The 23,789-nt window shown below is 66.7% G+C and carries 24 protein-coding genes and 1 pseudogene; 10 read left to right on the plus strand and 15 right to left on the minus strand.

The genetic code is table 11. From position 1 onward, the window contains the following. Nucleotides 1-175 precede the first annotated feature (175 nt). Together ACQP17_RS22910 and ACQP17_RS22915 are read left to right on the plus strand one after the other, a co-directional pair. A complete protein-coding gene (locus ACQP17_RS22910; protein WP_433857961.1) occupies nucleotides 176-496 on the plus strand; it encodes a GYD domain-containing protein in 321 nt (106 codons plus the stop codon). A 491-nt stretch (nucleotides 497-987) separates the two neighbouring features. Then, nucleotides 988-1,152 (plus strand): hypothetical protein, encoded by a 165-nt coding sequence (locus tag ACQP17_RS22915; RefSeq protein WP_433857962.1) that lies wholly within the window; start codon nucleotides 988-990, stop codon nucleotides 1,150-1,152. A 1,185-nt stretch (nucleotides 1,153-2,337) separates the two neighbouring features. On the opposite strand, the gene ACQP17_RS22920 is transcribed toward ACQP17_RS22915, so the two are convergent. The 4 genes and pseudogenes from ACQP17_RS22920 to ACQP17_RS22935 all read right to left on the minus strand — a co-directional run. Then, nucleotides 2,338-2,682, minus strand: coding sequence for a hypothetical protein (locus tag ACQP17_RS22920; RefSeq protein WP_433857963.1), 345 nt, complete (start codon nucleotides 2,680-2,682; stop codon nucleotides 2,338-2,340). Nucleotides 2,683-3,047: 365 nt separating this feature from the next. Next, complete coding sequence (locus ACQP17_RS22925) at nucleotides 3,048-3,818, minus strand: phytanoyl-CoA dioxygenase family protein (RefSeq protein ID WP_433857964.1); 771 nt, start codon at nucleotides 3,816-3,818, stop codon at nucleotides 3,048-3,050. A 140-nt stretch (nucleotides 3,819-3,958) separates the two neighbouring features. After that, a complete protein-coding gene (locus tag ACQP17_RS22930) occupies nucleotides 3,959-4,345 on the minus strand; it encodes a DUF6247 family protein (RefSeq protein WP_433859985.1) in 387 nt (128 codons plus the stop codon). Between the two features lie 108 nt (nucleotides 4,346-4,453). Beyond that, nucleotides 4,454-4,564: pseudogene (locus ACQP17_RS22935) on the minus strand (peptide-methionine (S)-S-oxide reductase MsrA); the annotation flags it as partial. A gap of 43 nt (nucleotides 4,565-4,607) precedes the next feature. Here ACQP17_RS22935 and ACQP17_RS22940 point away from each other — a divergent pair. Further along, nucleotides 4,608-6,095, plus strand: a complete 1,488-nt coding sequence (locus tag ACQP17_RS22940; RefSeq protein ID WP_433857965.1) for a recombinase family protein — start codon at nucleotides 4,608-4,610, stop codon at nucleotides 6,093-6,095. A 207-nt stretch (nucleotides 6,096-6,302) separates the two neighbouring features. On the opposite strand, the gene ACQP17_RS22945 is transcribed toward ACQP17_RS22940, so the two are convergent. The 4 genes from ACQP17_RS22945 to ACQP17_RS22960 all read right to left on the minus strand — a co-directional run bounded on the left by ACQP17_RS22945 (nucleotide 6,303) and on the right by ACQP17_RS22960 (nucleotide 9,854). Then, on the minus strand, nucleotides 6,303-7,766 hold the full coding sequence (locus ACQP17_RS22945; protein WP_433859986.1) for a replication initiator: 1,464 nt from the start codon (nucleotides 7,764-7,766) through the stop codon (nucleotides 6,303-6,305). Between the two features lie 233 nt (nucleotides 7,767-7,999). Next, complete coding sequence (locus ACQP17_RS22950) at nucleotides 8,000-8,194, minus strand: hypothetical protein (protein WP_433857966.1); 195 nt, start codon at nucleotides 8,192-8,194, stop codon at nucleotides 8,000-8,002. After that, a complete protein-coding gene (locus ACQP17_RS22955; protein ID WP_433857967.1) occupies nucleotides 8,191-9,492 on the minus strand; it encodes an FtsK/SpoIIIE domain-containing protein in 1,302 nt (433 codons plus the stop codon). Before ACQP17_RS22955 ends, ACQP17_RS22950 begins: the two co-directional genes overlap by 4 nt. Further along, complete coding sequence (locus ACQP17_RS22960; protein WP_433857968.1) at nucleotides 9,492-9,854, minus strand: hypothetical protein; 363 nt, start codon at nucleotides 9,852-9,854, stop codon at nucleotides 9,492-9,494. Before ACQP17_RS22960 ends, ACQP17_RS22955 begins: the two co-directional genes overlap by 1 nt. 165 nt (nucleotides 9,855-10,019) lie before the next feature. On the opposite strand from ACQP17_RS22960, the gene ACQP17_RS22965 reads away from it, so the two are divergent. The 3 genes from ACQP17_RS22965 to ACQP17_RS22975 all read left to right on the plus strand — a co-directional run bounded on the left by ACQP17_RS22965 (nucleotide 10,020) and on the right by ACQP17_RS22975 (nucleotide 14,294). Continuing rightward, nucleotides 10,020-10,793, plus strand: coding sequence for a GntR family transcriptional regulator (locus ACQP17_RS22965; RefSeq protein ID WP_433857969.1), 774 nt, complete (start codon nucleotides 10,020-10,022; stop codon nucleotides 10,791-10,793). A gap of 443 nt (nucleotides 10,794-11,236) precedes the next feature. Then, nucleotides 11,237-13,891: an ATP-binding protein gene (locus ACQP17_RS22970; RefSeq protein WP_433857970.1), complete on the plus strand. Its 2,655-nt coding sequence runs from the start codon at nucleotides 11,237-11,239 to the stop codon at nucleotides 13,889-13,891. A gap of 22 nt (nucleotides 13,892-13,913) precedes the next feature. Further along, on the plus strand, nucleotides 13,914-14,294 hold the full coding sequence (locus tag ACQP17_RS22975; protein WP_433857971.1) for a hypothetical protein: 381 nt from the start codon (nucleotides 13,914-13,916) through the stop codon (nucleotides 14,292-14,294). Between the two features lie 571 nt (nucleotides 14,295-14,865). On the opposite strand, the gene ACQP17_RS22980 is transcribed toward ACQP17_RS22975, so the two are convergent. Then, the gene (locus ACQP17_RS22980) at nucleotides 14,866-15,147 is read right to left on the minus strand and encodes a hypothetical protein (protein WP_433857972.1); all 282 of its coding nucleotides are present in this window, start codon (nucleotides 15,145-15,147) and stop codon (nucleotides 14,866-14,868) included. A 273-nt stretch (nucleotides 15,148-15,420) separates the two neighbouring features. Next, nucleotides 15,421-15,666: a hypothetical protein gene (locus tag ACQP17_RS22985; protein ID WP_433857973.1), complete on the minus strand. Its 246-nt coding sequence runs from the start codon at nucleotides 15,664-15,666 to the stop codon at nucleotides 15,421-15,423. A 340-nt stretch (nucleotides 15,667-16,006) separates the two neighbouring features. On the opposite strand from ACQP17_RS22985, the gene ACQP17_RS22990 reads away from it, so the two are divergent. After that, nucleotides 16,007-16,750, plus strand: a complete 744-nt coding sequence (locus tag ACQP17_RS22990) for an XRE family transcriptional regulator (protein WP_433857974.1) — start codon at nucleotides 16,007-16,009, stop codon at nucleotides 16,748-16,750. A gap of 3 nt (nucleotides 16,751-16,753) precedes the next feature. Beyond that, a complete protein-coding gene (locus ACQP17_RS22995; protein ID WP_433859987.1) occupies nucleotides 16,754-17,224 on the plus strand; it encodes an NUDIX domain-containing protein in 471 nt (156 codons plus the stop codon). A gap of 9 nt (nucleotides 17,225-17,233) precedes the next feature. Here ACQP17_RS22995 and msrA read toward each other — a convergent pair whose 3' ends face one another. Beyond that, nucleotides 17,234-17,908 carry a peptide-methionine (S)-S-oxide reductase MsrA gene (gene msrA / locus ACQP17_RS23000; protein ID WP_433857975.1) on the minus strand — a complete coding sequence of 225 codons (675 nt, stop codon included), beginning with the start codon at nucleotides 17,906-17,908 and terminating at the stop codon, nucleotides 17,234-17,236. 188 nt (nucleotides 17,909-18,096) lie between these two features. Then, on the minus strand, nucleotides 18,097-19,260 hold the full coding sequence (locus ACQP17_RS23005) for a hypothetical protein (RefSeq protein WP_433857976.1): 1,164 nt from the start codon (nucleotides 19,258-19,260) through the stop codon (nucleotides 18,097-18,099). Nucleotides 19,261-19,467: 207 nt separating this feature from the next. Between ACQP17_RS23005 and ACQP17_RS23010 the strand changes: the two genes are divergently transcribed. Beyond that, the gene (locus ACQP17_RS23010) at nucleotides 19,468-20,619 is read left to right on the plus strand and encodes a cystathionine gamma-synthase (protein WP_364874933.1); all 1,152 of its coding nucleotides are present in this window, start codon (nucleotides 19,468-19,470) and stop codon (nucleotides 20,617-20,619) included. 26 nt (nucleotides 20,620-20,645) lie between these two features. Here the strand turns inward: ACQP17_RS23010 and ACQP17_RS23015 are convergent, their stop codons facing one another. The 3 genes from ACQP17_RS23015 to ACQP17_RS23025 form a co-directional block, all read right to left on the minus strand. Then, nucleotides 20,646-20,945 carry a hypothetical protein gene (locus ACQP17_RS23015; protein ID WP_433857977.1) on the minus strand — a complete coding sequence of 100 codons (300 nt, stop codon included), beginning with the start codon at nucleotides 20,943-20,945 and terminating at the stop codon, nucleotides 20,646-20,648. Beyond that, entirely contained in the window at nucleotides 20,942-21,439 is a 498-nt protein-coding gene (locus ACQP17_RS23020) for a sigma factor-like helix-turn-helix DNA-binding protein (protein ID WP_433857978.1), read from the minus strand. The genes ACQP17_RS23015 and ACQP17_RS23020 overlap by 4 nt, the downstream gene beginning before the upstream one ends. Before the next feature lie 209 nt (nucleotides 21,440-21,648). After that, the gene (locus tag ACQP17_RS23025) at nucleotides 21,649-22,149 is read right to left on the minus strand and encodes a MarR family winged helix-turn-helix transcriptional regulator (protein ID WP_364874939.1); all 501 of its coding nucleotides are present in this window, start codon (nucleotides 22,147-22,149) and stop codon (nucleotides 21,649-21,651) included. A gap of 207 nt (nucleotides 22,150-22,356) precedes the next feature. Between ACQP17_RS23025 and ilvA the strand changes: the two genes are divergently transcribed. Further along, on the plus strand, nucleotides 22,357-23,637 hold the full coding sequence (gene ilvA, locus ACQP17_RS23030) for a threonine ammonia-lyase (protein ID WP_433857979.1): 1,281 nt from the start codon (nucleotides 22,357-22,359) through the stop codon (nucleotides 23,635-23,637). Nucleotides 23,638-23,789: the final 152 nt, after the last annotated feature.

Here is a 23,789-nt window from a genome sequence, read left to right on the forward strand (position 1 = left end):
AAGCTAAACGAGACGATACGTCTCGTCCAACACATTTACGGGACTGGCGGACTGGCGGCTCCTCTCCTCGTCATGGCATCCAACGGGTGAATCAGCCCGCCCGGCGCGTGGCGGCCGGTGCGCCAACGGGAAGGGCCTCTGCATACGGGACATGCGACGGGCAGGGAGTACCCCAGTGCCGAAGTTTCTGATTCAGGCCACCTACACCTCCGAGGGCGTCAAGGGGCTGCTCCAGGAAGGCGCGAGCGGCCGCCGCGCCGCCGTCGACCAGGTCGTCACGGACCTCGGCGGCACGGTCGAGTCCGTCTACTTCACCTTCGGCGACAACGACATCATCCTCATCCTCGACCTCCCCGACCCCATCTCCATGGCCGCCATCAGCCTCGCCGTCAAAGCCAGCGGCGCCCTCCACACCCGAGCCACCCCCCTCCTCACCACCGAGGAAGTCGACGAGGCCACCCACCGCCAGGTCGCGTTCCGGGCGCCTCGCGCTTAACGATGTGTGGGGGAGGGGCAGGGGTTCGCTTAATCGCCGGGGCTGCGTCCCAGCGACCGGGGTACGGGGGCACCTGACGCCGCCCCCCGGGACGCAGCTCACGACTCGCACCGTCAACACGCCCTGAGTACACCTCCATTGTCGGAACGCCGCCCGAGGACCCTCGGTGCCCCTGCACTCGCCCAGGCCGAGCCGGCGCCCGAACACCCAGACCGACCGGCAGGTCATGGCGCGCCGCCCGTTCGGGGGCATCTTCATGATCGACGACCTACCCACCGCTCAGGGGCGCCCTCGCGTCATTCATGCGCGGCCTGTGTCATAGCCACGAAGGCGACGGTGGCACCTGGGAAGACACTGATCTCGACGCCTTCCCGGAAACGCCCTGGTCTCCCAAGCAACCTCCCACACCGGACGTACCATTCCTGCATCCAAGTTGCGGGCATGACGACGACACTCGCATAACCAGGGAGCCAGGGAGCCGGGGGGAGACCATGCAAGATTGGGATGACGACGCTGATTACCATGCGGCGGTCGGACGCACCTGGCTTACGGTGGTCATCGCATTGGGCTGCGCCGTGGTCGTGGCATGCATCGCCCTCGCCGGCGTGCTCGGATTCTTCGAGCTCTCCGACGTGTTGTCCGTACTCCCTGACTGACTCTCACCGTTGTTTCACTCAAGCCCTCTGATGCCGACGGCTCACGCGAAGCACGTGTCACGTGCAGGTCAGTCGATGGCTGGTTGAACGCCCTCTTACAGCATGCCGGAGCAGCCTCTGGCGGTTGTCCGGTGCGCGCCGGCTTCGCGCCAGATTCATCGGTCAATCTCGGCCAACGTGGGAGCGCCGGCGAGAAAATGGCAGCCTGGAGGGTGGGAGGTGGCAGCAACTGCTGCCGGCGTCGGCGAGCGATTCAGGCCCTGGCCCCTCGGCCCCTGAGTAACGAAAGCGCAGGTCAGCAAGGTCTCTGGCAAGGCCCAGGAAAATTGCACCAGTTGATCCGTTCGTAAGGACTTGGCGCTGGGGGAGCGGTAGCCGGATCCTTATGGTGAGGTTCCCGTGGTGCTCCGCGGTGTTGTCGCCTAACGTTCATTCATGCCCCCGGACAGGCGGGCACGTCACGTCAACGGGGGTAGCGCGTGATTAGGAACCTCATCTTCGCCGAAGCCGCGCGAACGCAGTTCGATGCACTGGCCCGGAGAAGCAAGGATGATGTGTGCGCGGCCTTGCTGAGGGTTATTCAGGATGCGAATACCCACGGAGTGTGGCGACCGGAGGACGATCGTCACTTGGCCGTCACCTATGAGGTACACCCAGCAGCAATCGTGGTGATCGAGATCAGTACTGCTCAGCTCCGCCCAGCCGGTTTTCGTCAGCCTTATCAGGGAATGGAGATGCGGCATGAGGGCGGCGGGCGGTGGACGCACTTGAACCCCCACGAGGAGTGACCTCCGAAACGCCGGGATGCCAGGTTCTCGCCGAGGTGCAGGGCAGCCGGATCTGTGGGGAACAGCGGGGACTCGGCTGCGGATCCAAGGAGGCCTGTGCAACTTCCGCCGCAGGTCAGCGCAGTATTCGCCGCCAAGAAACCCAAGCTTCCCAGGCTGAGGGCTCAGCCATCGTCGTCGCGGGCCTACCGCGGCGACTGCTCTGGTCGACGAAGTTGGCAGCGGGCCAGACGCAGGCGACCCGTCTTGGTCAGGGGTGCACCACGGTGAGACGGACAGGGACTTTCTGGTTGGTGCAGATGCGGCAATCCACACCGCACCTGAAAGGCCCCCACCCGTTCCAGATCCCTCAGCCGAGACCTGGCTCGCCCGCCCACAACCTCCCCGGACACCAAAGCTAGACCTCGGCGTCCTCTTCTTCTTCTTCCTCGTCCTCCGCGGCCTCGTCCTCCGCGGCGCCCTTGGTGTAGTCATCCACCCACCGCCACTCATGTCTGCAGTTGCCGGTGGCATGGCCGCGGGGGTTGAGGCACTGGAAGCGCCAGTAGCCGCGTACGTCACCGGTGCAGGGCGGCCGGGGCGGCGGGCTGGAGCTGTCGTCCTGTTCCTCAGCGGCTTGGTTGAGGATGCGGGCGACCTCAGCAAGGACGCCGCCGGACTCCTCGGCCTCGTCGTCGGTCGCAGTGGTGCTCGCCCGGGCGTGAGCCACGGCGATGACGCCTCCGATCACGGCAGCAGCCACGCCGATCACCCCCGCCTTGCCGGCGGGCCCGAGCCTGTTCCAGGTGTCAGTCAGGCGCCGCCGCAGCGGCTTTCGCTGGACGTCGTTTTCTGGCGGTGGGCCGGATGGCGGTTCGGGTGATCGTGGCCCATCGGTCATGTGCCCGCCCTTGGCGGAGAGTTGCCAGCGCCGCCCAATCTGGCAGTCGAAATTTCCGTCGGCATGCACCGGACGATAGCCGTCCGTCACCCGTGATCGACGATTCTCTGTGGAAGTCCAGCGCGACAACTATCAATGTGCTAGACCACTTTGATAGTTCTCGCCGAAGCCGCTGTACCGATGTTCCAACTGCCACCATCACTACGCGAACTGCCCTGTAGCCGAGGCTACTTGCCGAGGCTTCGACGGATCGCCTGCTCGACCGGCGATGTCCCGTGGTCCACGTCGTACGGCTTGACCGGGTCCAGGGGTGGCTGGGCGAGGAACCGTGGCCGGGTGCCGTGGTGGGCTTGGGCGGAGTGGACCAAGAACGGGTGGCACAGGTAGACATCGCCGGGCCGGCCAGTGGCCAAGGTGATCGGGCGATGCTCCGTCGCCGGTATTGCCCGCGCCGAGATCTCCCTCATCGTGAGGCCGTCCTCGCCGTAGGGCGCCAGCAGAGGTGCCACGTCGAGGTGCGAGCCAACCCGGATGCGCGTGGGCGCGTCGTTTTCGTCGATCTCGGAGAAGAGGAAGAGCATGAGCAGGGCCCGTCCCTTGGAGGCCACGTTGACGCGGTAGCTGAAGTAGTCGCCCGGGTCGGCGCCACCTTGGAAGCTCGCGTCGAGGTGCCATCCATCGTCGCCAGGTGCCGTGGCGCTGGGGAACCGGATCGGAAACGTTCCGAGGCCACCGCGTGGCGCCCAGTGGCCCGGCCCGACCAGCCGGTCGAACGCGGCTGTCAGCCGTGGGTTGTTGGCGGCATCCCGGAACGGCTCTTCGGTATGCCCGTTGATCCTGATCACCGGTTCGGTCCAGGTCGCCGGGTCGTCGGGCGAGCAGCCGGTCTCCCTCCAGAGGATCGTCCGGCACTCAGCAGCCGTCTCCTCGGGGAAAGCCTGCTCGACCTTGACGAACCCGTTCTCGATAAATCGGGTGACCTGGTCATCAGTCAGCATGGCCCTATGTTGCCAAGACTCAGTTGGCAGAGGCGAACGCTTTTCAGGCGTACATCGCGAACTCAACCGTCACCCGCAGGCGCGGCAGGAAGGCGTTGGAGACCTTCGGCGACTGCGAACGGTCGCCGGCAGGACGGGTCTCAGGGAGAACTGACGACCAGCGCCAGTCGGCGGCACCGGGTGGGCAGGTCGAGGGCGGCGTGGGCTTCGTCCAGGATCCGGCCGATCTCGGAGGCGGCCTGACGTGCCTGAGCCGCGTCGCCGGACGTGGCGGTGTCCTCCCACCGGCGGAGGTCCGCCGCGGTCTCGGGCCGACGCTGGATGTGGACATAGACGGCCCACTGGGCGATGAAACGCTGGAGCGGCGCCAGATCGGAGCCCTGCCGGGACTGATCCGCCGCTTGGTCCAACTCCCGTGTGAAGGCCGGGAGTGCCGCCGGTGCGATCTGGCTGATGGCCTGCCGCAGCGCCGCAACCGTGGCGGGGGGCTGCGGAATGAGTGGCTGCCCAGCGGCGGAGGTGGTCATGGCTGCTCCCATGGGCGTGATTCTGTCCCGTGCGTCAGCCTATCGGGCACGAGTGCTCCCCCTCCGCTCGAACGAGTGAGGGGGATGACGCGCGCCGCCCGAAACGTGCTATTGCTCCGTGCCGCCCGGCGCCGGAGCCACCCCCACCGGGCAGCTCACCCCCGTCCCCCCGATCCCGCAGTACCCCGTCGGGTTCTTGTCGAGGTACTGCTGGTGGTACGTACTCTCTTCATGCGGTATTTCATGGATGACAGGGGGTGGCATGACCAACGACGCTCAGTTAGTGCCGGTAGTGGCCTACGCGCGGATCTCCGCAGACCTGGCCAAGGACGGCCACGGGGTCGACGACCAGCACAAGGTGAACGACGAGACAGCGTCGGCGCTGGGACTGAAGATCGTCCACTACTACACGGACAATGACCTCTCCGCAGCCAAGGCCGGCCTTGTGCGGCCCGACTTCGAGGCCATGCTGAGGACACTCAAGGCCGGGCACCTCCCGGACGGACAGTCGGTGCGCGGTGCGATCGTCGTGGCGGACGATCGGCTGGTACGGCGTGTCGGTGACTACGAGCGTTTCGTGGACGCCCTGACCTACGAGGACGGGAGGGTGTACGCGGACGCCAAGGGACTCAAGGACCTCTACAACGAAGACGTCGAGTCCATGGGGCTCTTCGGCGTGGTCATCGCGAAGGCAGAGGTCCGCAAGATCAAGCGGCGTACGCGTCGCTCGCACCGGCGGCGTGCGGAGGAGGGGATCCCGGTTGGTGGGAAACGGCCATTCGGATGGCAGGACGACAAGCTGACGCTTGAGCCTGAAGAGGCGCAGCACCTCGCACAGGCCGCACGAGATGTGATCGCCCGAAAGTCCCTCCACTCCATTCTTGCCGCGTGGCGAGAGCAAGGGGTGCGGACTGTCCACGGCAACGAATGGCAGAGCCGGTCGCTCAAGCTCGCACTGTGGAACCCTCGTCTGTGTGGCTGGCGCAAGCACAACGGGGAGTTGGTGCGAGACGCTAACGGTGTCCCCGTCGTAGGAAAATGGGAAGCAATCATCACGCCGAAGGAATGGATGGCTATCGACGCCCTCTTTTCCGCACGGATCGGTCCCAACATCAAGGCGGACGGTACGGTCACGGACTACCGCACTCCTTCGCACCTCTTGACGGGAATTCTTCGGTGCGGGAAGCCCAAAGATGACGGGCAGATCTGTAACGCTCCTTTGCGGGTGAGCACCAGGCCGGACCTGTCAGGCGGATATGTCTACCAGTGCCAGAGCAGATCCATGGGGGGCTGCGGTGGCAGCGCACGGAACGGCGCCAAGGTCGACGAGTACGTTACGGAAGCGGTCCTCGCGAAGCTGGAGGAACGCACCGCAGCCAAGAGCCAAGTGAGCTCTGAGTGGACCGGGCAGGAAGAGCTCGATCGCCTGATGGTCAAGCAGCGGAAGATGTTGCAGGCGTGGCAGGAGGACCAGGTCTCGGACGAGCTCTTCTTTCCTGAGAACCACAAGATGGAATCTCGTATCAAGGAGCTCCGCAAGGAGCGCACTCAGCATGCCTTGCAGGTTCAGCGCGCTTCAGCGGTCACGGAGAACATCCGAGAGCAGTGGTACTCGGGAAAGCTGGACATGGCACAGAAGCGTGCTCTCGTCCGAGAAGCCCTGCATGCCGTGATCGTTCTTCCAGTCGGCGGAGGAGGCAGACGCCCGTTCAACCCTGACCTTCTCGTCCCCAAGTGGACTGAAAGCTAAGGTTGATATGGCGAAGAGGGGCGCGATGGTTGCGCCCCTCTTCGTGTGTTCACGGAGACTTTTCTGGGTCGTGGTTCCCTCTTGACCGATGCTCTCTTCGTTCACCCTCCAAGAGATCAACTCCGAGGATTCTGGAAATGCGATGCCACCGTTCCTCACTCCACGCGGGAGCATTGGCCGCTTGCCTTCTTCCCCACTCGCGAGCGCTTAGACAGGGCACGTCAGGCCTCCCCGTCGATCGTGCAATTCGCGCTCTGTTTCTTCCCTTGCTATTTCTCGGTTCCGGGAGAGGTCTTCGGCGACTCCTGCGGCGAGTAGCGCGGCGCCGGGTGTGTGACCGGAGCCGACGTATCGCCAATGGGCTTCCGTGATCGCGTCCGTGTCGTCGAGTTGAGTTCCGCCACGTTCGTGGTCGGCTCTCTCTGCCCGCAGAGCGGTGTACGTGGTGGAGTACGCACGGGACTTGGTGAGGATGTGGCCGCGGTAGCCGAGCGTGTGAGCCCAAGCGCGCAGCCGTAGCGGTTCGAGTTCCGGCAGGCCGCCCAGGTGCCAGCAGGCCCGTATGAGGGTGCGTACGTGTACCGACACGGGGGCTGCTGCGATGTCGTCTGGACCAGCGATCCGGTAATCGAGGCCGGCGGCTGTGTCCGTGGCTCCTTTGGTGACGTACTTGGCGACGTAGGCAGCAACAGCGTCGTCGGCCAGGCCCTCGCGGTCGCCGAAGGCGCGGAGCGGTCGGGCGTCGAGTTGGGTGCCCCAGCGCAGCTCGTGTTCTCCCACAGCCGAGCTGTAGGGGGTGCGTAGGCGTACGGCCGACGCAGCGGTGCGTACCACGGTCGACAGCACGTCCGCCGTTGCCCAGGCCGGGGGAGGGGCGTCCGTTCCGTGCGCGCCGTCGAGGCGCACCACCGCGTGGACGTGGACGGCTGCACGCTTCTGGTACTCGGCGACCTTGGCGTAGGAGATGCGAAGGCTGCGGCGCAGGCCGGTACGGGTGCGGCCGGTGTGGGCGGCGAGGTGGTTGTAGAGATTGTCGGTGAATGCCTTCCACAGCCGTCCGGCGTTCGCGTGCCACAGGACGTGCGCCGGGTAGTCGTAGCAGTCGGGGCACAGTGGTTGCCCGTTGAGCGGGTCAGCCAGGTCGTGGACGGCCGGACAGCCGAGGGACCGGCCGTGCTCACACTGGCCGGCGTCCCGGCGCGGTCGGCATCGTCGACGGTCCGTGGTGGCGTGATGGGCGGGGCCAAAGCCGGGCGCCGTGAGCGTGATGAACAGTCGGGGCCGGGCGCGCACATCAGAGGTGACGGTCTTGCCGCCGACGAGTCCGGCGCGCACGAGGTGGAAGGTGTCGCCGGCATGGAGGCGGGAGCAGGGAGCGCAGACAGTTTGGCGCCGGTTGCGGCAGCGGATCAGGAGCCGTTCGCCAGGTTCGTCGCGGGTGTCGTAGCGGTGCAGGACCTCGTCGGTTGCAGCATCGCGGGTGGTGATGGAGCCAGTGAGGTGGATCGGGTGGGCGCAGCCGCCGGTGGCGGTTACCTGCTCCAGCCATCGGTGGAAGCGCGGGTCCTGGACGAGGCGGATCAGGTCTTGGTCGACTTCGGAGAGCTGACGCGGACGCGCCGAGCGGTCGAGCGCGGCGCGTCTGTCAGCCGAGGGGTTCTCGGTGGGGATGGTGGGGACCTTCCGGGGTGGGCCGCGGTTGCGGCACGGATGGATGGGGTTGGGTCGGATACGTCCATGGCGATCACTCCCGGTGGGTTGGTGTGTGGTTCAGCGGATGGTGCCGGTGCCGCGGCAGCAGCGGCAGCGTCGCCTGTGGCCGGTGCGGGTCTTGGCGGAGCGCTCGCCCTTGCAGATGGGGCAGCGGACTCGACGCATGGGCACGGTGAGGTCCTCCCTGGTCTCTAGGTGTGGCTGACGCCGGTCAGGAGCCAGTGCACGAGGCCGTTCGCGGCGAAGATGAATGGCGTCTGGCCGAGGTACATGCCGAACAGGGCGATCAGTACGGCTTCCCACCAGCGCACTTCACGGGAGCGGATGAGGAGCACGGTGGCCAGTCCGAAGACCAGCAACAGCGGAAGGGCTGCCGATTCGCTCATGCGCCCACACCGCCTTCCACCGCGCTCGCGAGGCAGGGAACGTAAGGAGTCAGGTCCGCGAACTCCGCTGCAGCCTCCTGTACTTCAGCGGACGAGGTGAGCCGGGAACGGCTGCGCATCCAGGCACCCATGTCGCCGACGGTCACCGCGACACCCTGTTCTGCCTCCCCGATCGACTGGGCGACCGCCACGGCGTCCTTGTTGAGGTCGCCGAGCGCCATCTCCGCCGTTCCCGGGTCGTTGACGCGGTGGCAGATCCGTCCGCTCAACTGGGCACGCAGGGCTGTGACTCCGGGCCCGAGATCGGATCCGACGCGTTGGCCGGCCACCACCAGGTGGACGCCGAGGGCCGCGCCGAGCTGCGCCAGCCGAAGGAGGTAGGTCGAGCACTGCTCGGCCTCTGCCCGCTGTTCTTTGCTGCCGTTGGTCAGGTAGAGCTCTGCCAGCTCATCGACGATCACGACCACCGGCACCGGCCGTTCCTTCTCCGTCAGGTCCCAGATCGACCGGGCGCCCGCCGCGCGGCACAGCCGCATGCGGTCCTGCATGTCGGTGACCAGCGCGCCCAGGACGATGACGGCTTCCGCACGGCAGGTGGCCAGGGCGGAGAGCCGCTGGGCGACCAGGCCGAGTTCCATGCCGCCCTTGCAGTCGATGCCGACCAGGGCGACCGGTTGCGGGGCGAGTTGGGTGATCAGCCGTGCGATGAGCGTCGACTTGCCGGACTGGGTGGCCCCGACGATGAGCCAGTGCGGCACCCGCCGGAAGTCCATCACCCACGCACGGCCGCTCTCCAGCGCACCGACCACCGCCGACAGAAGCGCCACGGGCTCCGGCCCAGCAGGGCGGCTGGGATGCTCCAGAGGATCCCTGGCGGTAGCGGTGATCAGTACGACGCCGCGTTCCGGCGAGACGACGCGTACGGCGTGCATCCGCCAGGCGTGCGCGAGGGCATCGGCCGCCGCCAGGAACGGGGTCGGGGTCTGCCCGGCCCGCAAGCGCACCAGGAGCTCCAGACCGTTCGGGGTGGAACGGGGGAACGAGATCCGCGGGGCACGGGGGCGCAGCGGATCGCCCTTGACCGCCAGATCCCCCAGAACCCGACGCGTCGGCTTGCGGGAGACGGTGAGGCCGTTGAGGCAAGCCACCTTGGACCAGGTGAACACCACGCGCAGAGCAGTGCGCGGGTAGCCCGTGAGGTACCAGTGCCACTCCGGCCGGCGCTGCCGCAGCTCCCTGCCGACGACCAGGAGCCACGCTAGTAACGCGAGGGCGAACGCGAGCAGGGTCGGCCTCATCAGGCACCGCCCACCTTCCCGTTGGACCCTGCGGCCGGTGCGGCAGTGGTGGGTGCGGGGGTGATGGCTGCGGCGCGAAAGCTGATTCCGTGCCGGTCGCCCATGGCCCAGGCGAAGGCATCCAGGCCGGTCACCCGTACCTCCGCGCCCTCGACGACGCCTTTGGGCTCTCCGGTGACGGCGATCTCGATCACCGAGACCCGGCGCCCTTCCTGGCGGACCGTCACGGCGACGGAGTAGATCGTGTTGCCGTCCCGGTCCTTCTTGACCTCCTTCGTTTCGAAATCCGCGATCTTCGGTTCAGGCCCGACCGCGCACCGCAGTACGCCCAGTCGGGAGGTGTCCACAGGGATGGACTGCATGGTTTGGGGCCTCCTGGCCACTCAGACGCCAAGACATCACATGACGTCACTCGTGCTTACGAGTTGAGAGTGGCATGGGTTGACCGAAGAAGGCAAGCACTTATGCTTACGAGTGACGTCATCTCACGTCAGGACCGCACACACAGGTGATGAGGAGAGCCCGGCATGGGAGAGATCCAGCGTCCCGGCGCGCTGTACCAGCAGGTTGCCGCCGAGATCCGCAGCGGCATCACCGCAGGCGAGTACAAGCCCGGAGCCCCACTCCCCTCTGAATCCCAGCTCATCGACCGGTACCAGGTCAGCCGCCCGACCGTGCGCAAGGCCATCGCCGCCCTCCGCGCGGAAGGACTCATCGAGGTCATTCACGGCAAGGGCAGCTACGTCCGGGCCGTCCCCGCCCCCGCGGTCACGATCGAGCGGACCATCACCCGCAGCGGCAAGATGTTCCGCACCGGCCACCAGGCGTGGCACGAGGGCGAGGCGCCGACCGTCTACCGCACCACGACCACAGCCACCACCGGCCTACTCCTCGGACTCCCGGAAGGCGAGGCCCTGTTCGCCGTCGACCGGCTGCTGGCCGACCCCCGCACCGAGACCCGCGCTCTGCACCGCGTGCTCATCCCGTTCGCCACTGCGGCCAACGAGGCCGAACAGCTCGGCGAAGCCCCGGACACCGAGCCGGAGCAGATCTACGCCATCCTCACCGCAGCCGGCCACAAACTCACCTGGGACGAAACCGTCAGCGCCCGCATGCCCCTGCCCGACGAGCGCGCCACACTGCAAATCCCCGACGCGACCCCGATCGTCCACGCCACCCGCGTCACCCTCGGCACCGACCAACGCCCGCTGATCCTCGAAGAACTCCGCGCCGGCGCCGACCGCACCCAACTCGCCTACCGCATCACCGCCGACAGCCCCCGCGCACTCCACGCCGTCTGAGCCCACGCTCGGCCAACTGTCGAAAACTGTCTTCACTTACTCAAGGCGGCTCGCTTCGCTCCCCGCGCGCGGCCCGGCCCCCGGCCGGGCCTGCGCTCCTGTCTCCGCCCCGCTCCCCCCGGCCGGCATCCGTGCCGCGCTCAAGAGGCCCGCCTGGTGCCAGAGAAGGGCTACGTCGCGGCTGAGGGCTCCACGGCTTTAGCCACCTCCCCGGTCCGGGGCCAGCGTCGAGCAAGATCAGAGGGCCACTCGTGCACATTACAGTCAGGCCCAAAGCCTGCCCAAGTGCCAGCCAGCGTACGGCCCCCTGATCATGCCTGACTCCAAGCCAAGCATGCCACCGACCGAGCCCGTTACGCCGACGAGGCTTCCCGTTCTCGTTAGGACCACGTACTGCCAAGTTGCTCTGTACGCTTACATAAGGTGCGCATGCGCATCCACCCATGCCAGGCCAGATCTCAGCAGCGGGGGCCTACATGCAGCAAGAAGAAGAGCGCACCAACCTCCGGATCTCGGATCACGCGAACGTCGGCAAGGCTGTGGTGATCGAACATGCTGGCCATGTGTCCCTGAGCGGACCGGAACTCAAGCAGCGCAGACGTCCGTTACAGATCCCACGCGATATTCCCGAATTTACTGGGCGCGAGGAAATATTCGAGAGGATTAGCGAATCCCTCGCCAGCCACCTTGAAACCCCAGCAATTTGGGTCCTTTCTGGAATGGCGGGCGTAGGAAAGACGTCAATCGCCATCAGGGCAGCAAATAGGCATTCGGACAGCTTTCCAGACGGAATCCTCTATGCAAACCTTGCTGGTGCAGGTTCCAATCCCACAGACCCCAATGAAGTCCTGGTTCGTTTCTTAAAGGATTTGGGTGTCACACTTGGCGAGATTCCAGGCGATTACGAAAGTCTCGTGACCGCTTACAGGACACTGATTGCAACAAAAGCAATACTCGTAGTCCTCGACGATGCAGCCGACACAGCACAAGTGAATGACTTGATTCCCACATCGCCCCGGAGCGCTGCGCTGATCACGAGCCGTCGCCCATTGGCCACGCTTCCAGGGGCGCAAAGCATCTCGGTGGGCGTGTGGACTTTGAATGAATGTACACAGTTCCTCAAAGTGCTCCTTGGCGTTAGTCGCATCGAAGACAGCATCGATGAAGTCCATGAATTGTCGGAGATCTGCGGACGACTCCCACTAGCTTTGCGTATCATTGGAGCCCAGCTACTTAGGCGTCCACTCTGGCCATTGGTGCGCATGGTAAATCGACTTCGGGACGAACAAAGACGTCTTGAAGTATTACGGGCTGACGATATTGCAATCCGGTCAGTTTTCGCAACGGCCTACGAATCGCTGACAGATGCCCAATCGCGAACATTTCGCGCAGTAGGTCTAACTCTCGGATTCTCGTTCAGCGTGGAATCAGTTACCAAGTTGACCGATGCCGACGAGTATTTCGTCGAAGATGCACTGGAGGACCTAGCAGATCGCCATTTGATCAGTCCCGATAATGTACCCGGCAGGTTCAAGATCCATGATCTGATGCGCCTTTTCGCGAAAGAAAGGGCTGTCGCTCAAGACTCGTCCGCTGCCGTATCAGAATCTATTCATCGCCTGCTCCAGTGGCACCTCGAAGTGCTGGCCGACATAAGCCCATCCATTCGCAAATGGGTACATCTGGAAAGGCCAGGCCTGGTGGCTGGCGTACTGCTGGCCAATGAACACCATTGGGATGATTTGTGCTGGAGGACAGCAAATAGCCTGGCCACCTTCCATTCGATGGACGGCGATTACAGCGACTGGATTCTGTGTAACGAGGCCGGCCTAGTAGCCGCCCGCAGATGCGGAGCTCGCGAAGGCGAAGCATTGATGCTTGGGGGACTCGGCCAAGCGAGCAGAAAACTAAACCGGTTCAATGATGCCCGATCATATCTGGAAGACTCCTTGGAAGTCTTTCGTGAAATTAAAGACCGTGAGCGTTGCGCCGACGTTCTTTGGGAAATTGGCAAGACCGCGAGCAGCCAGTGGGACGTTGGTCGAGCCATGTCTGCCTACAGTGAATCCGTTGGCATATACGCCGCGATGGGCTATCTGTCAGGCCAAGCTAGAGCCCTCCATGCACTTGGGCACTTGTACAGCGCAATTGGGCGCCATGACGAAGCGCTCAAGTCTTTCAAGGAAGAACTTGAACTAGCCACAAAAGCCAGCGCCAACTCCAACTCCCTTAGCACCACCTACCAAGGAATGGCATCTTGTTTGGCCGCTGGAGGAATGCTCGAAGAGTCAATTGAAGCCTACGAAAAATCGATTTCCGAGGCGCATGCTGCGAACGATCAGAAAGCCATTCAAATTCGGCTGGCAAGGAAAGCAGGCGTCCTCCAGGGTATGGGCAGGGCTGATGAGGCCAGCGCGACTTACGAGGATGCTCTGAGACTGGCACGTGAGCGGGATGACACGTCAGGAATTGCGTGGATCCTGCACACTCTTGCGGACAGGCACGAAAAAGCGAAGGAATACGAGGAAGCAGACTCTCTCTACGCCGAGATTCTGGATACTGATGGCATCGATGAGGCGCCAGAAGGATTGATCAACACGCTGCACTGCTGGGCGGATTCCTACATGCGGCGTGAAAATTTTGACCGGGCTATCGAACTGCTAGATGAGGCTCAAAATATCGCCCGGCAGCATGACAAAGTGCCCGAACTGATGCAAGTACTGCTCTGCCGAAGTGCAGCACTTCAAAAGAACGGGGACATTAATGAGGCGCTCTCCCTTGCCCGCGAGGCTGCGGCTATTGCAACATCATACGGGTCGGCAAAGCATCTCGCGCAATGCCTACGCAGAGTAGGTGGGTCTCTGAAAGGACTCACCCGCGTAGAGGATGCAGCGGAGGTCTATGCTGAAAAAATGCGCTTGGAAATTCTTATGCAACAGCATGAGAAGGCTCATGAAACAGCACATGAGCTCTCCTCCATCTGGGCAGAGCTAGGCGACACCGGTAAGGCGGAATTTTATTCCGCTAGGGCGTCAGAGTTTATTCGCGAGGCTGAGCGCGTCTCCTCAGAAAATCGCAAACCCCTTGAAAGTCACTAGATTCGATACTGAAGGAAACATCATGACTGATCCCATTTCCTTGACTGTAGCAACCTTGCTGGCTGGAGGGTACCTAGCTGAGGCTGGAAGCGGGGCCTGGCGAACGACCACTCGCATTGCGGCCTTTTTGCGAAACAAGTTCGTGCGGGATCAGCAAGCGCTCGATGTCCTGCAACGCTGCGAGGATGATCCCTCTAACGCATTGACGCAAGCCGATGTGCGTTCCGTACTCGACCGCTACCTGGACAGTGATTCGGGCTTTCGCGATCAGTTGCTGTCCGTACTGGAGTCTCAGGGATACAGCCAGAATGAGGTGATGAACAATCGAGTGACTGTGACAGATCAAGCCAACGTGGGAAAGATCGTTCAGATTAAAGACGTACAAGGCGACGTCAGCTTCTAGGTTCAAGGCACTTACGGACTCGTGCTCTCCGCGATACCGACCTGAGTGCAGGCACTCAGCCTGAGCCACAGGGTTGCGTGCCAACTGCGTGATAACAACCGCGGACGGGCGTGAACGGCTACGAACCGTCAGCGCAGCTGAGATGAGCACCAGCCCTAGTCAGCACCCTTACCCACGTTGCTTCGGGGCGAAGAAGCCACAGTGCCAAAGCTTCGTCACCACGCTTCCACCGGGGCTACTTGCTCTGGTGGACGTCACCGAACTGCATGGCTGGGCACAGTGGGGGTGCAGCGAGGTATACGCGCGCCTGGTCGGTCGACGCACCCACCGTCGTGGCTGACTGTCGTCGGCTGAGGTCCAGGCGGGCAACCATTCACGGAGTGCCAGATGCGTGCCACAACGGAGGGACAGTTACGGTCAACGGGGGTGCCTACCGGTCCCCGCGTCCATAGAAGAGCTGTGGCTGGCCGCCCGCCCACCGACCAGCAGATCTACTGCGGAGGTCACCCCCAGGCTTACAAAGCAGTGATCGTGAAGCGGCGCGCACAGCCCTGTCAGCAGCTTCGATTGCCTAAGCTCCAGCCCTTCGCCACCTGAGCGCTTCCTCTCGCGCTGCGTTGGCCTGAGCTAGCGCGGCTTCCACAGGGAGCGACAGACGGAGTACTCCCGAGCCATCAGTTGTTGTCGATGCCGTCGACATGACCTCGGTCGTGTCGATGCCCGCCTCATCCATCGCGCCCTTGAGCTCCGTCGCAGCGTCCACCGCGCTCCGCCAGCCGGCCACGTAGTCCACTCCGCGTACCCACATCCAGCCGTCCGGTTCCAGAGCCTCGTCGTCGAAGTTCGGATCCATCGGATCGTGCTGCACAGAACGTCACTCCCAGGAGCAGTAGTTGATTACCTGGGGATGTCCCCCGCCGGTCAGCGGGCATGACAGCGGCCCCAGTACCATCGGCACCGGGGTCCGCGAGGGCTCCGGACCGGACCACCCCGGATGCTGTCCAGGCGAGGGGTGGTCCGGTCTCACATGTCTTTGATCAGCCGTTACCAGGGGTGCTGATGACGACAAGCGGCACGACTATCGCCGCCCAGAAGGTCACGATCAGCACGCTGAATAATCGCTGCCTCACAGGCACTCACCGTCCGTTGGCGTCATGCGCCAGAAGCGTGTGACGGTCTCGCGGTACTGGCGGTGCGAGGGGTTTCGGCCGGTGTGCGAGAAGGCCCAGTCGCGTGCGGTCTCGAACTCTTCCGAGGGGTCTGCTGCGGCGTTGCAGGACATGCACTCCAACTCGTGCACAATCTCGGGGGCTTCTGGAGCGGTCTCCGGCCCCATCGTCCACCTGAGGTAGCGATAGACCGACCTGTTCACAGCCCGCTCCTGCTGTGAGCGTTGCGTTCTGCCACGCGTGAGCTCAGGTCGTCACAGGAACCGAGCGGTCGTAGATCCTCCGGTCGTGCGTCCCATTCGATCCCGCCTTGGGGCGGACGCAGTTGTACGTGCGACCACCTGAAGTCCATGACCCGGCCGACTCGGCCGCTCCTGGTGTCCAGCGTCAAAGTGCCCACCGCAGGGGCTTTCTTGTCGCTCATGCAAGGAGGATCACGGCGATGCCCAGGACGTAGGAACCTCGCCCAAAACCCATTTTGGGACGTCCCAGAGGAGGTAGAACGTCCCTAGCAACGTCCCAACTTCCAGGGAGAGACTGCGGATGCCGAACGAGAGGCTTCGAGCCGCTATGGCAGCCGGAGGGTGGACCCATGCCACCCTCGCAGCGAGGGCTCAGGTGGACCCCAAGTCCGTAGAGCGATGGGTCAACTTGGGTCGGACGCCTCGACGAGCCACGGCCCTGCTGGCGGCTGAGACGTTAGGAGAAGACGTGCATGCACTTTGGCCGACGCTCAGGCAAGCACGCTCTGCCCGTGCTGTCAGTTCCGAGCTGGTCGCGTTGTACGACCAGCGGGCGGACGTTCCTGTATCCACGTTCACGGACATGCTGGCGGAGGCCCGCGAGAACATCGACGTACTCGTCTACGCGGCGGTCTTCCTGCACGAGGGGTTTCCCCGCCTGAATGACCTGCTTCGCGAGCGCGCTGCCGAAGGGTGCTCCGTACGTATCGCATTGGGCGATGCGGAGAGTGAGAACGTGCGGCAGCGCGGCGAGGAGGAACGGTTCGGGCACGGCATCGAATCGCGTTGCCAGCTGGCCCTCATGCACTACCGGCCGCTCCTCGGGGTACCCGGAGTCGAGATCCGAACCCACGAGACCACGCTGTACAACTCCATCTACCGGGCGGACGATCAGCTCCTGGCCAATGCCCATGTCTGGGGAGTGAACGCCTACGGAGCACCCGTGTGGCACCTTCGTCGGAACGGGGATGGTGGAATCTTCGACACCTATGCCCAGAGCTTCGACGCGGTCTGGACAACGGCGAAGCCAGTACCCGAGGAGTGAACCCTGTCGCGCACCGAGTATTACGACGATCCCGACGCACCCGAGCCCAACAGCCTCGTCGTTGCTGCTTCAGCTGTGGTGACGGACGACGAGGGCCGCATCCTGCTCCAGCGGCGCCGGGACAACGACCTCTGGGCCCTGCCCGGCGGCGGCATGGAGATGACCGACTCCCTTCCCGGCACCGCGGTCCGGGAGGTCAAGGAGGAGACCGGGCTGGATGTGGAGATCACGGGGCTGGTGGGGACGTACACCGATCCCCGTCATGTGATCGCCTACACGGACGGGGAGGTACGGCGGCAGTTCAACGTGTGCTTCACCGCACGCCTCGTAGGAGGGCAGCTTGCCATCTCGGACGAGTCCACGGAGCTGCGGTTCATCCACCCCGATGAGATCGACGGTCTCCCGATGCACCACACGCAGCAGCTCCGTATCCGGCACTTCCTGGAGCATCGGGAGCGCCCCTACCTGGGGTGATGAACTGAGTTATTCCCCAGCCGGAGCCACCCCTACCGGGCAGCTCACGCCCGTCCCGCCGATGCCGCAGTACCCGTTCGGGTTTTTGCTGCTTGAAAGGTACTGCTGGTGGTAGGCCTCGGCCGGGTAGAAGGGGCGGGTGGTGTCGGCGGGGAGGATTTCGGTGGTGGTGTCGGGGTGGCCGGCGTTGTGGAGGACGGTGCGGTAGGCGTCGCGGGAGGCTTCGGCGGCCTGTTGCTGGGCGGGGGAGTGGGTGTAGATCGCCGAGCGGTACTGGGTGCCGACGTCGTTGCCCTGGCGGAAGCCCTGGGTGGGGTCGTGGGACTCCCAGAAGAGCTTGAGCAGGGTCGTGTACGGGACGACGGCGGGGTCGTAGACGACGCGGACGGCCTCGGTGTGGCCGGTGTGGCCGCTGCAGACCTCTTCGTAGGTGGGGTTCGGGGTGTGGCCGCCCTGGTAGCCGACGAGGGTGGTCCAGACGCCCTCGGTCTGCCAGAACTTCCGCTCGGCGCCCCAGAAGCAGCCCAGGCCGAAGTCGGCGATCTCCAGACCCTCCGGGTACGGGCCCAGCAGGGGGTTGCCCAGGACGGTGTGCCGGTCGGGGACCGCGAAGGTCCGCTCGGGGCGGCCTTCGAGCGCTTCCTCGGGGGTGGGCAGGTGGGTCTTGAAGCGGGAGAAGAGCATGGGATCGGGCTCCTGGCTGGCGTGGGTGGCGTGGCAGGGCTGGTGGCGGGAGTGGCGTGCGGCATTCCCCTGTGCGTATCGGTCGGAACGCTGAACGCGCCGGGGGTATTCCGGCCAGGGCGGGCCGGCGGCACGGGGCCGAAGCCGGCCCATGGGGCGGGCGGACCGTTCCCCCTCAGCCCACGCCCCTACTGCGGCCCCGCCGGGGGGAAGCCCGCCGCGTTGCCGCCGCGTTGTTCCCAGCCCGCGATGGCCAGGGCGCGATAGGCGGCGTACTCGGCGGCGGGGCTGTGGCCGTACGACCACGGGACGGCGCCGACGTGGCCGTCCACCAGGCGGAGCTGCTCCATGGCCTCGGCGTAGCGCTCGGCCCGGACCAGGAACCAGACGAGCAGATGACGGACGTGCGGCGCCATGGGGTGGTCGGCGGGGGCCTCGCGGAGGGCGAAGTGGGCACCCTCGATGGCGCGCTCGACGACCGCGCTCCGGTAGAGGCTGCGGACCATGTTGGCCTCGGGGAGGTGCTCGTAGACCGCGAAGAGGGGGAGGGCCGGCAGGAGGGTGCGGGCGGGGGCGCCGGCCGCGGCGCGCTCGGCGAAGGCCTCGGCCTCCCTGCGCGAGCCGTGCCACTTCTGCGACCAGTAGGGGAGGGCCGCGAGATGCGCGCCCATGTGCTGCGGGGCGCGCTGGGCGACCTTGGTCCACAGCTCCTCGTAGTCGGCGGCACGGTCGCCCAGGCCGCGGGCGACGGCGAGCTCGATGATGTACGGGAGGGGGCTGCCCGGGGCCAGCAGCGCCGCCTCCCGGCAGACCGTACGGGCCTCCTCCAGGATCATGCGGAAGTCCTGCGAGCCGGGATCGCGCAGCGCCTGGAGGACGAGGAACTGGGCGTGGGTCTGGGCGCCGCCGGGGTCCTTGGGCGCCTCCGTGCGCCAGGTGCGCAGCCAGATGCCGCCGGTGCGGCCGCCGTCGCCGTACCCCGGTGCCGTACCGCGCCGCTGCTCTTCGCTCGCCTCCTGCGCGGCCAGCTCGAAGGCGGCGGCGCCGGCCAGCGTCTGCACCCGCTGCCAGCGGCGCTCCCAGTCGTCGCCGGTGGACTTCAGGAGTGCGGCCGCCGGGCGCCAGTCGTGTGTCCGGCGCATTTCGGCCAGCGCCTCCTCCAGCTCCTCGTCGGGGCCGGGCAGGCGGACGTCGAGTTCCTCCAGGGGCACGAAGCCGTAGCCGGCCATCGGGTCGGCGGCCGTCACCAGGCCCTGCCGGGTGTGCTGCGCCGTCCGGCGCCGGCGCATCCAGGGCAGGAAGACGAACCCGCCGAGCGCGAGCGCGGCGAGGAGAAGCAGCAGAGCGTCCATGTGGGTGTCCTGTACCTGAAATTCTTGTTACGGCTGCCTGGAGGGTCAACGTGCCGGGGACACCGGGGATTCCCGGCGTTGTGGGCGGTCACCGGTGCGGCGGGCGGGAGGGGCGGAACCGGCTTGCGGTCCTTCGTATGTATCCACTATCCAGCCAACCAGAAAGTTCCGAAAAGTTCGGTCGCGCGGCCGACTACCCTCGGCGGCATGAGCGAACAACACCCACAGCATTTCGAAACCGTTGCCATCCACGCAGGTCAGGAGCCCGACGCGGCCACCGGCGCGGTGGTACCGCCCATCTACCAGGTGTCCACCTACAAGCAGGACGGCGTGGGCGGGCTGCGCGGCGGCTACGAGTACAGCCGCAGCGCCAATCCGACCCGTACCGCCCTGGAGGAGCAGCTCGCGGCGCTGGACGGGGGCCGTCGGGGTCTCGCCTTCGCCTCCGGCCTGGCCGCCGAGGACTGCCTGCTGCGGACCCTGCTGGTCCCCGGCGACCACGTCGTGATCCCGAACGACGCCTACGGCGGAACGTTCCGTCTCATCTCCAAGGTCGTCGAGCGGTGGGGCGTGGAGTGGTCGGTCGCCGACACCTCCGACCCGAAGGCCGTCCGCGACGCCCTGCGGCCCCGTACGAAGGCGATCTGGGTGGAGACGCCCAGCAACCCGCTGCTCGGCATCAGCGACATCTCCGCGCTGGCCGCCGTCGCCCGGGAAGCCGGCGTCAGGCTGGTCGTCGACAACACCTTCGCCAGCCCCTACCTCCAGCAGCCGCTCGGCCTCGGCGCGGACGTGGTCGTCTACTCCACGACCAAGTACATGGGCGGGCACTCGGACGTGGTCGGCGGCGCGCTCGTCGTCAACGACGACGCCCTCGGTGAGGAACTCGCCTACCACCAGAACGCGATGGGCGCAGTCGCCGGCCCCTTCGACGCCTGGCTGGTGATGCGCGGCATCAAGACGCTGGCCGTCCGTATGGACCGGCACAGCGCCAACGCCGCCCGGATCGCGGACCTGCTGACCTCCCACAGCAAGGTCACCCGCGTCTACTACCCGGGGCTGGCCGAGCACCCGGGTCACGAGGTCGCGTCGAAGCAGATGCGGTCCTTCGGCGGCATGGTGTCGTTCCAGGTCGCGGGCGGTGAGCAGGCCGCAGTGGAGGTCTGCAACCGCGCCAAGCTGTTCACCCTCGGGGAGTCGCTCGGCGGCGTCGAGTCGCTGATCGAGCACCCGGGGCTGATGACGCACGCCTCGACGGCCGGTTCGCTGCTGGAGGTCCCCGCGGACCTGGTGCGCCTCTCGGTGGGCATCGAGTCCGTCGACGACCTGGTGGCCGACCTCACGCAGGCGCTGGGCTGACCGAGCCCCTTGGGTGTCCCCGCCGTTCACCACCCCTCCACGGGAGGGGTGGTGTGGGTGGGCGGGGGCAGCCAGGGCCGGTCCGTGACCAGCACGAACAGCGCCACCAGGGCGCACAGGGCGAGCAGCCAGCCCAGGCGGCGCAGCAGGGTGCGGCGGGCCAGGAGCCGGCGGCCGCGCTCGGCGGCGCGGGCCGCCAGATCGGGCGGGACGCGCGGATACGGGCCCGCCAGCATCCGCCGCACCTCGTCCTGTTTGCGGTCCGGCAGGCCGGGGTGGTCGGGACTGTCAGGGCTGTGGGGGCCGGGGAGGCCCGGGAGGCTCATGGGGCCGCGGGCTTCGCGGGCGGGGCCGGGGTCGGGGCGGGCGGCGGGTTCGGGCGCCGGCGGCTGCGCAGGTCCGCGACGGCGCGCAGGCACAGGTCGTGCACCCGCTCCGTGGGCAGGCCGAGTTGGGCCGCGGTCAGCTCCTCGGGCACGTCCTCGTACAGTCGCAGGACGAGCACCAGACGCTCCCGCGGGGACAGCCGGTCCAGCGGGCCGCCGCGTGGCCTGCGGTGCCGGCGCGCGGTGCGGGCGAAGCGGGCGGCCAGCTCCCGGCGGGTGCGCTCGTAGGGATCGTCGCCGTCCAGCCGGTCCCAGGCGGCGTAGGTCCTCGACAGCGCGCCGAGCAGCAACTCCTCGGCGGCCGGGGCGGGACGGGCGGCCGGCTCGCCGGTCAGCAGCGTGGCGGCGGACAGCAGCCGGCCCCCGGCGCCGGCCACGAAGGACTCGAACTCCCGGGCGCGGCGGCGCTCCTGCGCCGGTCGCCGCTCTCGCACCACGCCTCCCGGATGACGGACACCCGACCCCTGGGCTCCTATGGCACGGCAGCGCGGCCACCCGGTCAAGAGGCGTGACGCGCACGGCCGGTCACGGGGGCGGCGGAGGGACGCTCACGGGAGGGGAGGGCGCCGCTCGGGCCGCCGGCCGGGACGTGCGCGGGGCCCGGTCAGGGCGCAGGGCCCCGGTCAGGATGCGGGCCCTCGGGTCAGGACGCGGGGCCGGCCGGCGTCAGGGACGTGGTGATGTCGGCGAGCGAGCTGTTGAAGCGGGTCAGGAGGGTGGTGAACGCCTCGCGCTCCGCCTCGGACCACTCCTCCGTCACCAGGGCCATCAGCGCACGGCGCGAGGTGCGCACCTCGTCCAGCCGGGCGTGGCCGCGCTCGGACAGCTGGAGCACCACGGCGCGGCCGTCCTCGGGGTGGGTGGCGCGGCTGACCAGCCCGGAGTCGACCAGCGGGGCGACCTGGCGGGTGACCGTCGAGGAGTCGATGCCCATACCGGCGGCCAGCGCCTTGACGCCCATCGGGCCTTCCTGGTCCAGGCGGTTGAGCAGCAGATAGGCGGCGCGGTCCATGGAGTTGCGCGCCTGTCCGACGCCACCGAGCCGGCTCTGTTCGGCGCGGCGGGCGAAGACGGCCACTTGGTGCTGCAGCGCGTCGAGCAGAGCGGGGTCGGTAGGTGTCGTCATGTCCGAAGAGGTGGGCATGGCCGGGAGCTCGCTTCGGTGGAAGTGCGTATGGATGGGAGGACAGCGTACGCGGACCCGGCGCGGGGCGTACCCGGGCTGTGGATTCCGATAACGCCCCGTAACCCCCGCGCGGCGGTGCGGTACGCGGGCGCGCGCGGCCGTCGGTGCCGTCCTGACAGCCGGACAGAAAAGGCCCTCAGGTGGGCAAACTGTAAGACTGGCGGCATGGCCGCTCACACGCCGCGTACGTCGCACGAGACCTCCGCCGTCGCACCGGGAGGGGCCACCGCCGCGGCCGCGCATCCCGCAATTACGGTCGATGACGTACGCAACGCGGACAAGATGCTCTCCGGTGTCTCCCGGGTCACCGCCATGGAGGGCAGCCGCTATCTGGCCGGGCTGGTGGGCGCGCCCGTCCACCTCAAGTGCGAGAACCTCCAGCGCACCGGCTCCTTCAAGATCCGTGGCGCCTACGTACGGATCGCCGGGCTCACCGCGGAGCAGCGGGCGGCCGGTGTGGTGGCCGCGAGTGCCGGCAACCACGCCCAGGGGGTGGCGCTCGCGGCGTCCCTGCTGGGCGTGCGCTCGACGGTGTTCATGCCCGTCGGCGCCCCCCTGCCGAAGGTCGCTGCGACCCGCGAATACGGCGCCGAGGTGCGGCTGCACGGCCAGGTGGTGGACGAGACGCTGGCCGCCGCCGAGGACTGGGCGCGGGAGACCGGCGCGGTCTTCATCCACCCCTTCGACCACCCCGACATCATCGCCGGGCAGGGCACGGTCGGCCTGGAGATCCTGGAACAGTGCCCGGAGGTGCGGACGGTCGTCGTCGGGATCGGCGGCGGCGGGCTGGCCGCGGGGCTGGCGCTCGCGGTCAAGGCGCTGCGGCCGGACGTGCGGATCGTCGGGGTGCAGGCGGCGGGCGCGGCCTGCTATCCGCCCTCGCTCGCGGCCGGGCGGCCGGTGGCGATCGAGGGGCTGTCGACCATGGCGGACGGCATCAAGGTGGGCCGCCCCGGTGAGGTCACGTTCGGGATGGTCGAGGAGCTGGTGGACGAGGTCCGCACGGTCACCGAGGACCAGCTCTCCAGCGCGCTGCTGCTGTGCCTGGAGCGGGCGAAGCTGGTGGTGGAGCCGGCCGGGGCGAGCCCGGTGGCCGCGCTGCTCGCCGACCCGGAGTCCTTCGAGGGGCCGGTGGTCGCGGTGCTGTCCGGCGGCAATGTGGACCCGCTGCTGCTCCAGCGCATCCTGCGGCACGGCATGGCCGCCGGCGGGCGCTATCTCTCCCTGCGGCTGCGGCTGACCGACCGGCCGGGGGCGCTGGCGGCGATGCTCGGGGTGCTGTCGGTGGTGGATGCGAACGTCCTCGACGTGGGGCATGTGCGCACGGATCCGCAGCTGGGCCTGACCGAGGTCGAGGTGGAACTGCACATGGAGACCAAGGGCCCGGCGCACTGCGAGGAGGTCCGTGCGGCGCTGCGCGAGGCGGGGTACGTCGTCGCGGAGTGAGCGGGCGTCCGTCCGGACGGACGTGAATCTTGCACATGTGTATCGCGATGTATCGCGTCTCGGCGTATCATCGCGGAGTCGGGGTGCCGGTGCGTCGTGGTGCCCGTTGCGCACACATGCCACAAGGCAGGCATAAGCCGCCAAACGTAATA

This window comes from Streptomyces kronopolitis, assembly GCF_050953795.1.
GTDB classification, from domain to species: Bacteria; Actinomycetota; Actinomycetes; order Streptomycetales; family Streptomycetaceae; genus Streptomyces; species Streptomyces kronopolitis_A.

Excerpts from the sequence above, each read along its gene's own strand:
- ACQP17_RS22950 (WP_433857966.1), bottom strand. The coding sequence starts at position 8,194 with ATGAGCGAATCGGCAGCCCTTCCGCTGTTGCTGGTCTTCGGACTGGCC.
- ACQP17_RS22955 (WP_433857967.1), bottom strand. The coding sequence starts at position 9,492 with ATGAGGCCGACCCTGCTCGCGTTCGCCCTCGCGTTACTAGCGTGGCTC.
- ACQP17_RS22960 (WP_433857968.1), bottom strand. The coding sequence starts at position 9,854 with ATGCAGTCCATCCCTGTGGACACCTCCCGACTGGGCGTACTGCGGTGC.
- ACQP17_RS23025 (WP_364874939.1), bottom strand. The coding sequence starts at position 22,149 with ATGCCCACCTCTTCGGACATGACGACACCTACCGACCCCGCTCTGCTC.
- ACQP17_RS22940 (WP_433857965.1), top strand. The coding sequence starts at position 4,608 with ATGACCAACGACGCTCAGTTAGTGCCGGTAGTGGCCTACGCGCGGATC.
- ilvA (WP_433857979.1), top strand. The coding sequence starts at position 22,357 with ATGGCCGCTCACACGCCGCGTACGTCGCACGAGACCTCCGCCGTCGCA.
- ACQP17_RS23005 (WP_433857976.1), bottom strand. The coding sequence starts at position 19,260 with ATGGACGCTCTGCTGCTTCTCCTCGCCGCGCTCGCGCTCGGCGGGTTC.
- ACQP17_RS22980 (WP_433857972.1), bottom strand. The coding sequence starts at position 15,147 with ATGGATCCGAACTTCGACGACGAGGCTCTGGAACCGGACGGCTGGATG.
- ACQP17_RS23015 (WP_433857977.1), bottom strand. The coding sequence starts at position 20,945 with ATGAGCCTCCCGGGCCTCCCCGGCCCCCACAGCCCTGACAGTCCCGAC.
- ACQP17_RS22990 (WP_433857974.1), top strand. The coding sequence starts at position 16,007 with ATGCCGAACGAGAGGCTTCGAGCCGCTATGGCAGCCGGAGGGTGGACC.
- ACQP17_RS22975 (WP_433857971.1), top strand. The coding sequence starts at position 13,914 with ATGACTGATCCCATTTCCTTGACTGTAGCAACCTTGCTGGCTGGAGGG.
- ACQP17_RS22925 (WP_433857964.1), bottom strand. The coding sequence starts at position 3,818 with ATGCTGACTGATGACCAGGTCACCCGATTTATCGAGAACGGGTTCGTC.
- ACQP17_RS23010 (WP_364874933.1), top strand. The coding sequence starts at position 19,468 with ATGAGCGAACAACACCCACAGCATTTCGAAACCGTTGCCATCCACGCA.
- ACQP17_RS22915 (WP_433857962.1), top strand. The coding sequence starts at position 988 with ATGCAAGATTGGGATGACGACGCTGATTACCATGCGGCGGTCGGACGC.
- ACQP17_RS22930 (WP_433859985.1), bottom strand. The coding sequence starts at position 4,345 with ATGACCACCTCCGCCGCTGGGCAGCCACTCATTCCGCAGCCCCCCGCC.
- ACQP17_RS22965 (WP_433857969.1), top strand. The coding sequence starts at position 10,020 with ATGGGAGAGATCCAGCGTCCCGGCGCGCTGTACCAGCAGGTTGCCGCC.
- msrA (WP_433857975.1), bottom strand. The coding sequence starts at position 17,908 with ATGCTCTTCTCCCGCTTCAAGACCCACCTGCCCACCCCCGAGGAAGCG.
- ACQP17_RS22970 (WP_433857970.1), top strand. The coding sequence starts at position 11,237 with ATGCCAGGCCAGATCTCAGCAGCGGGGGCCTACATGCAGCAAGAAGAA.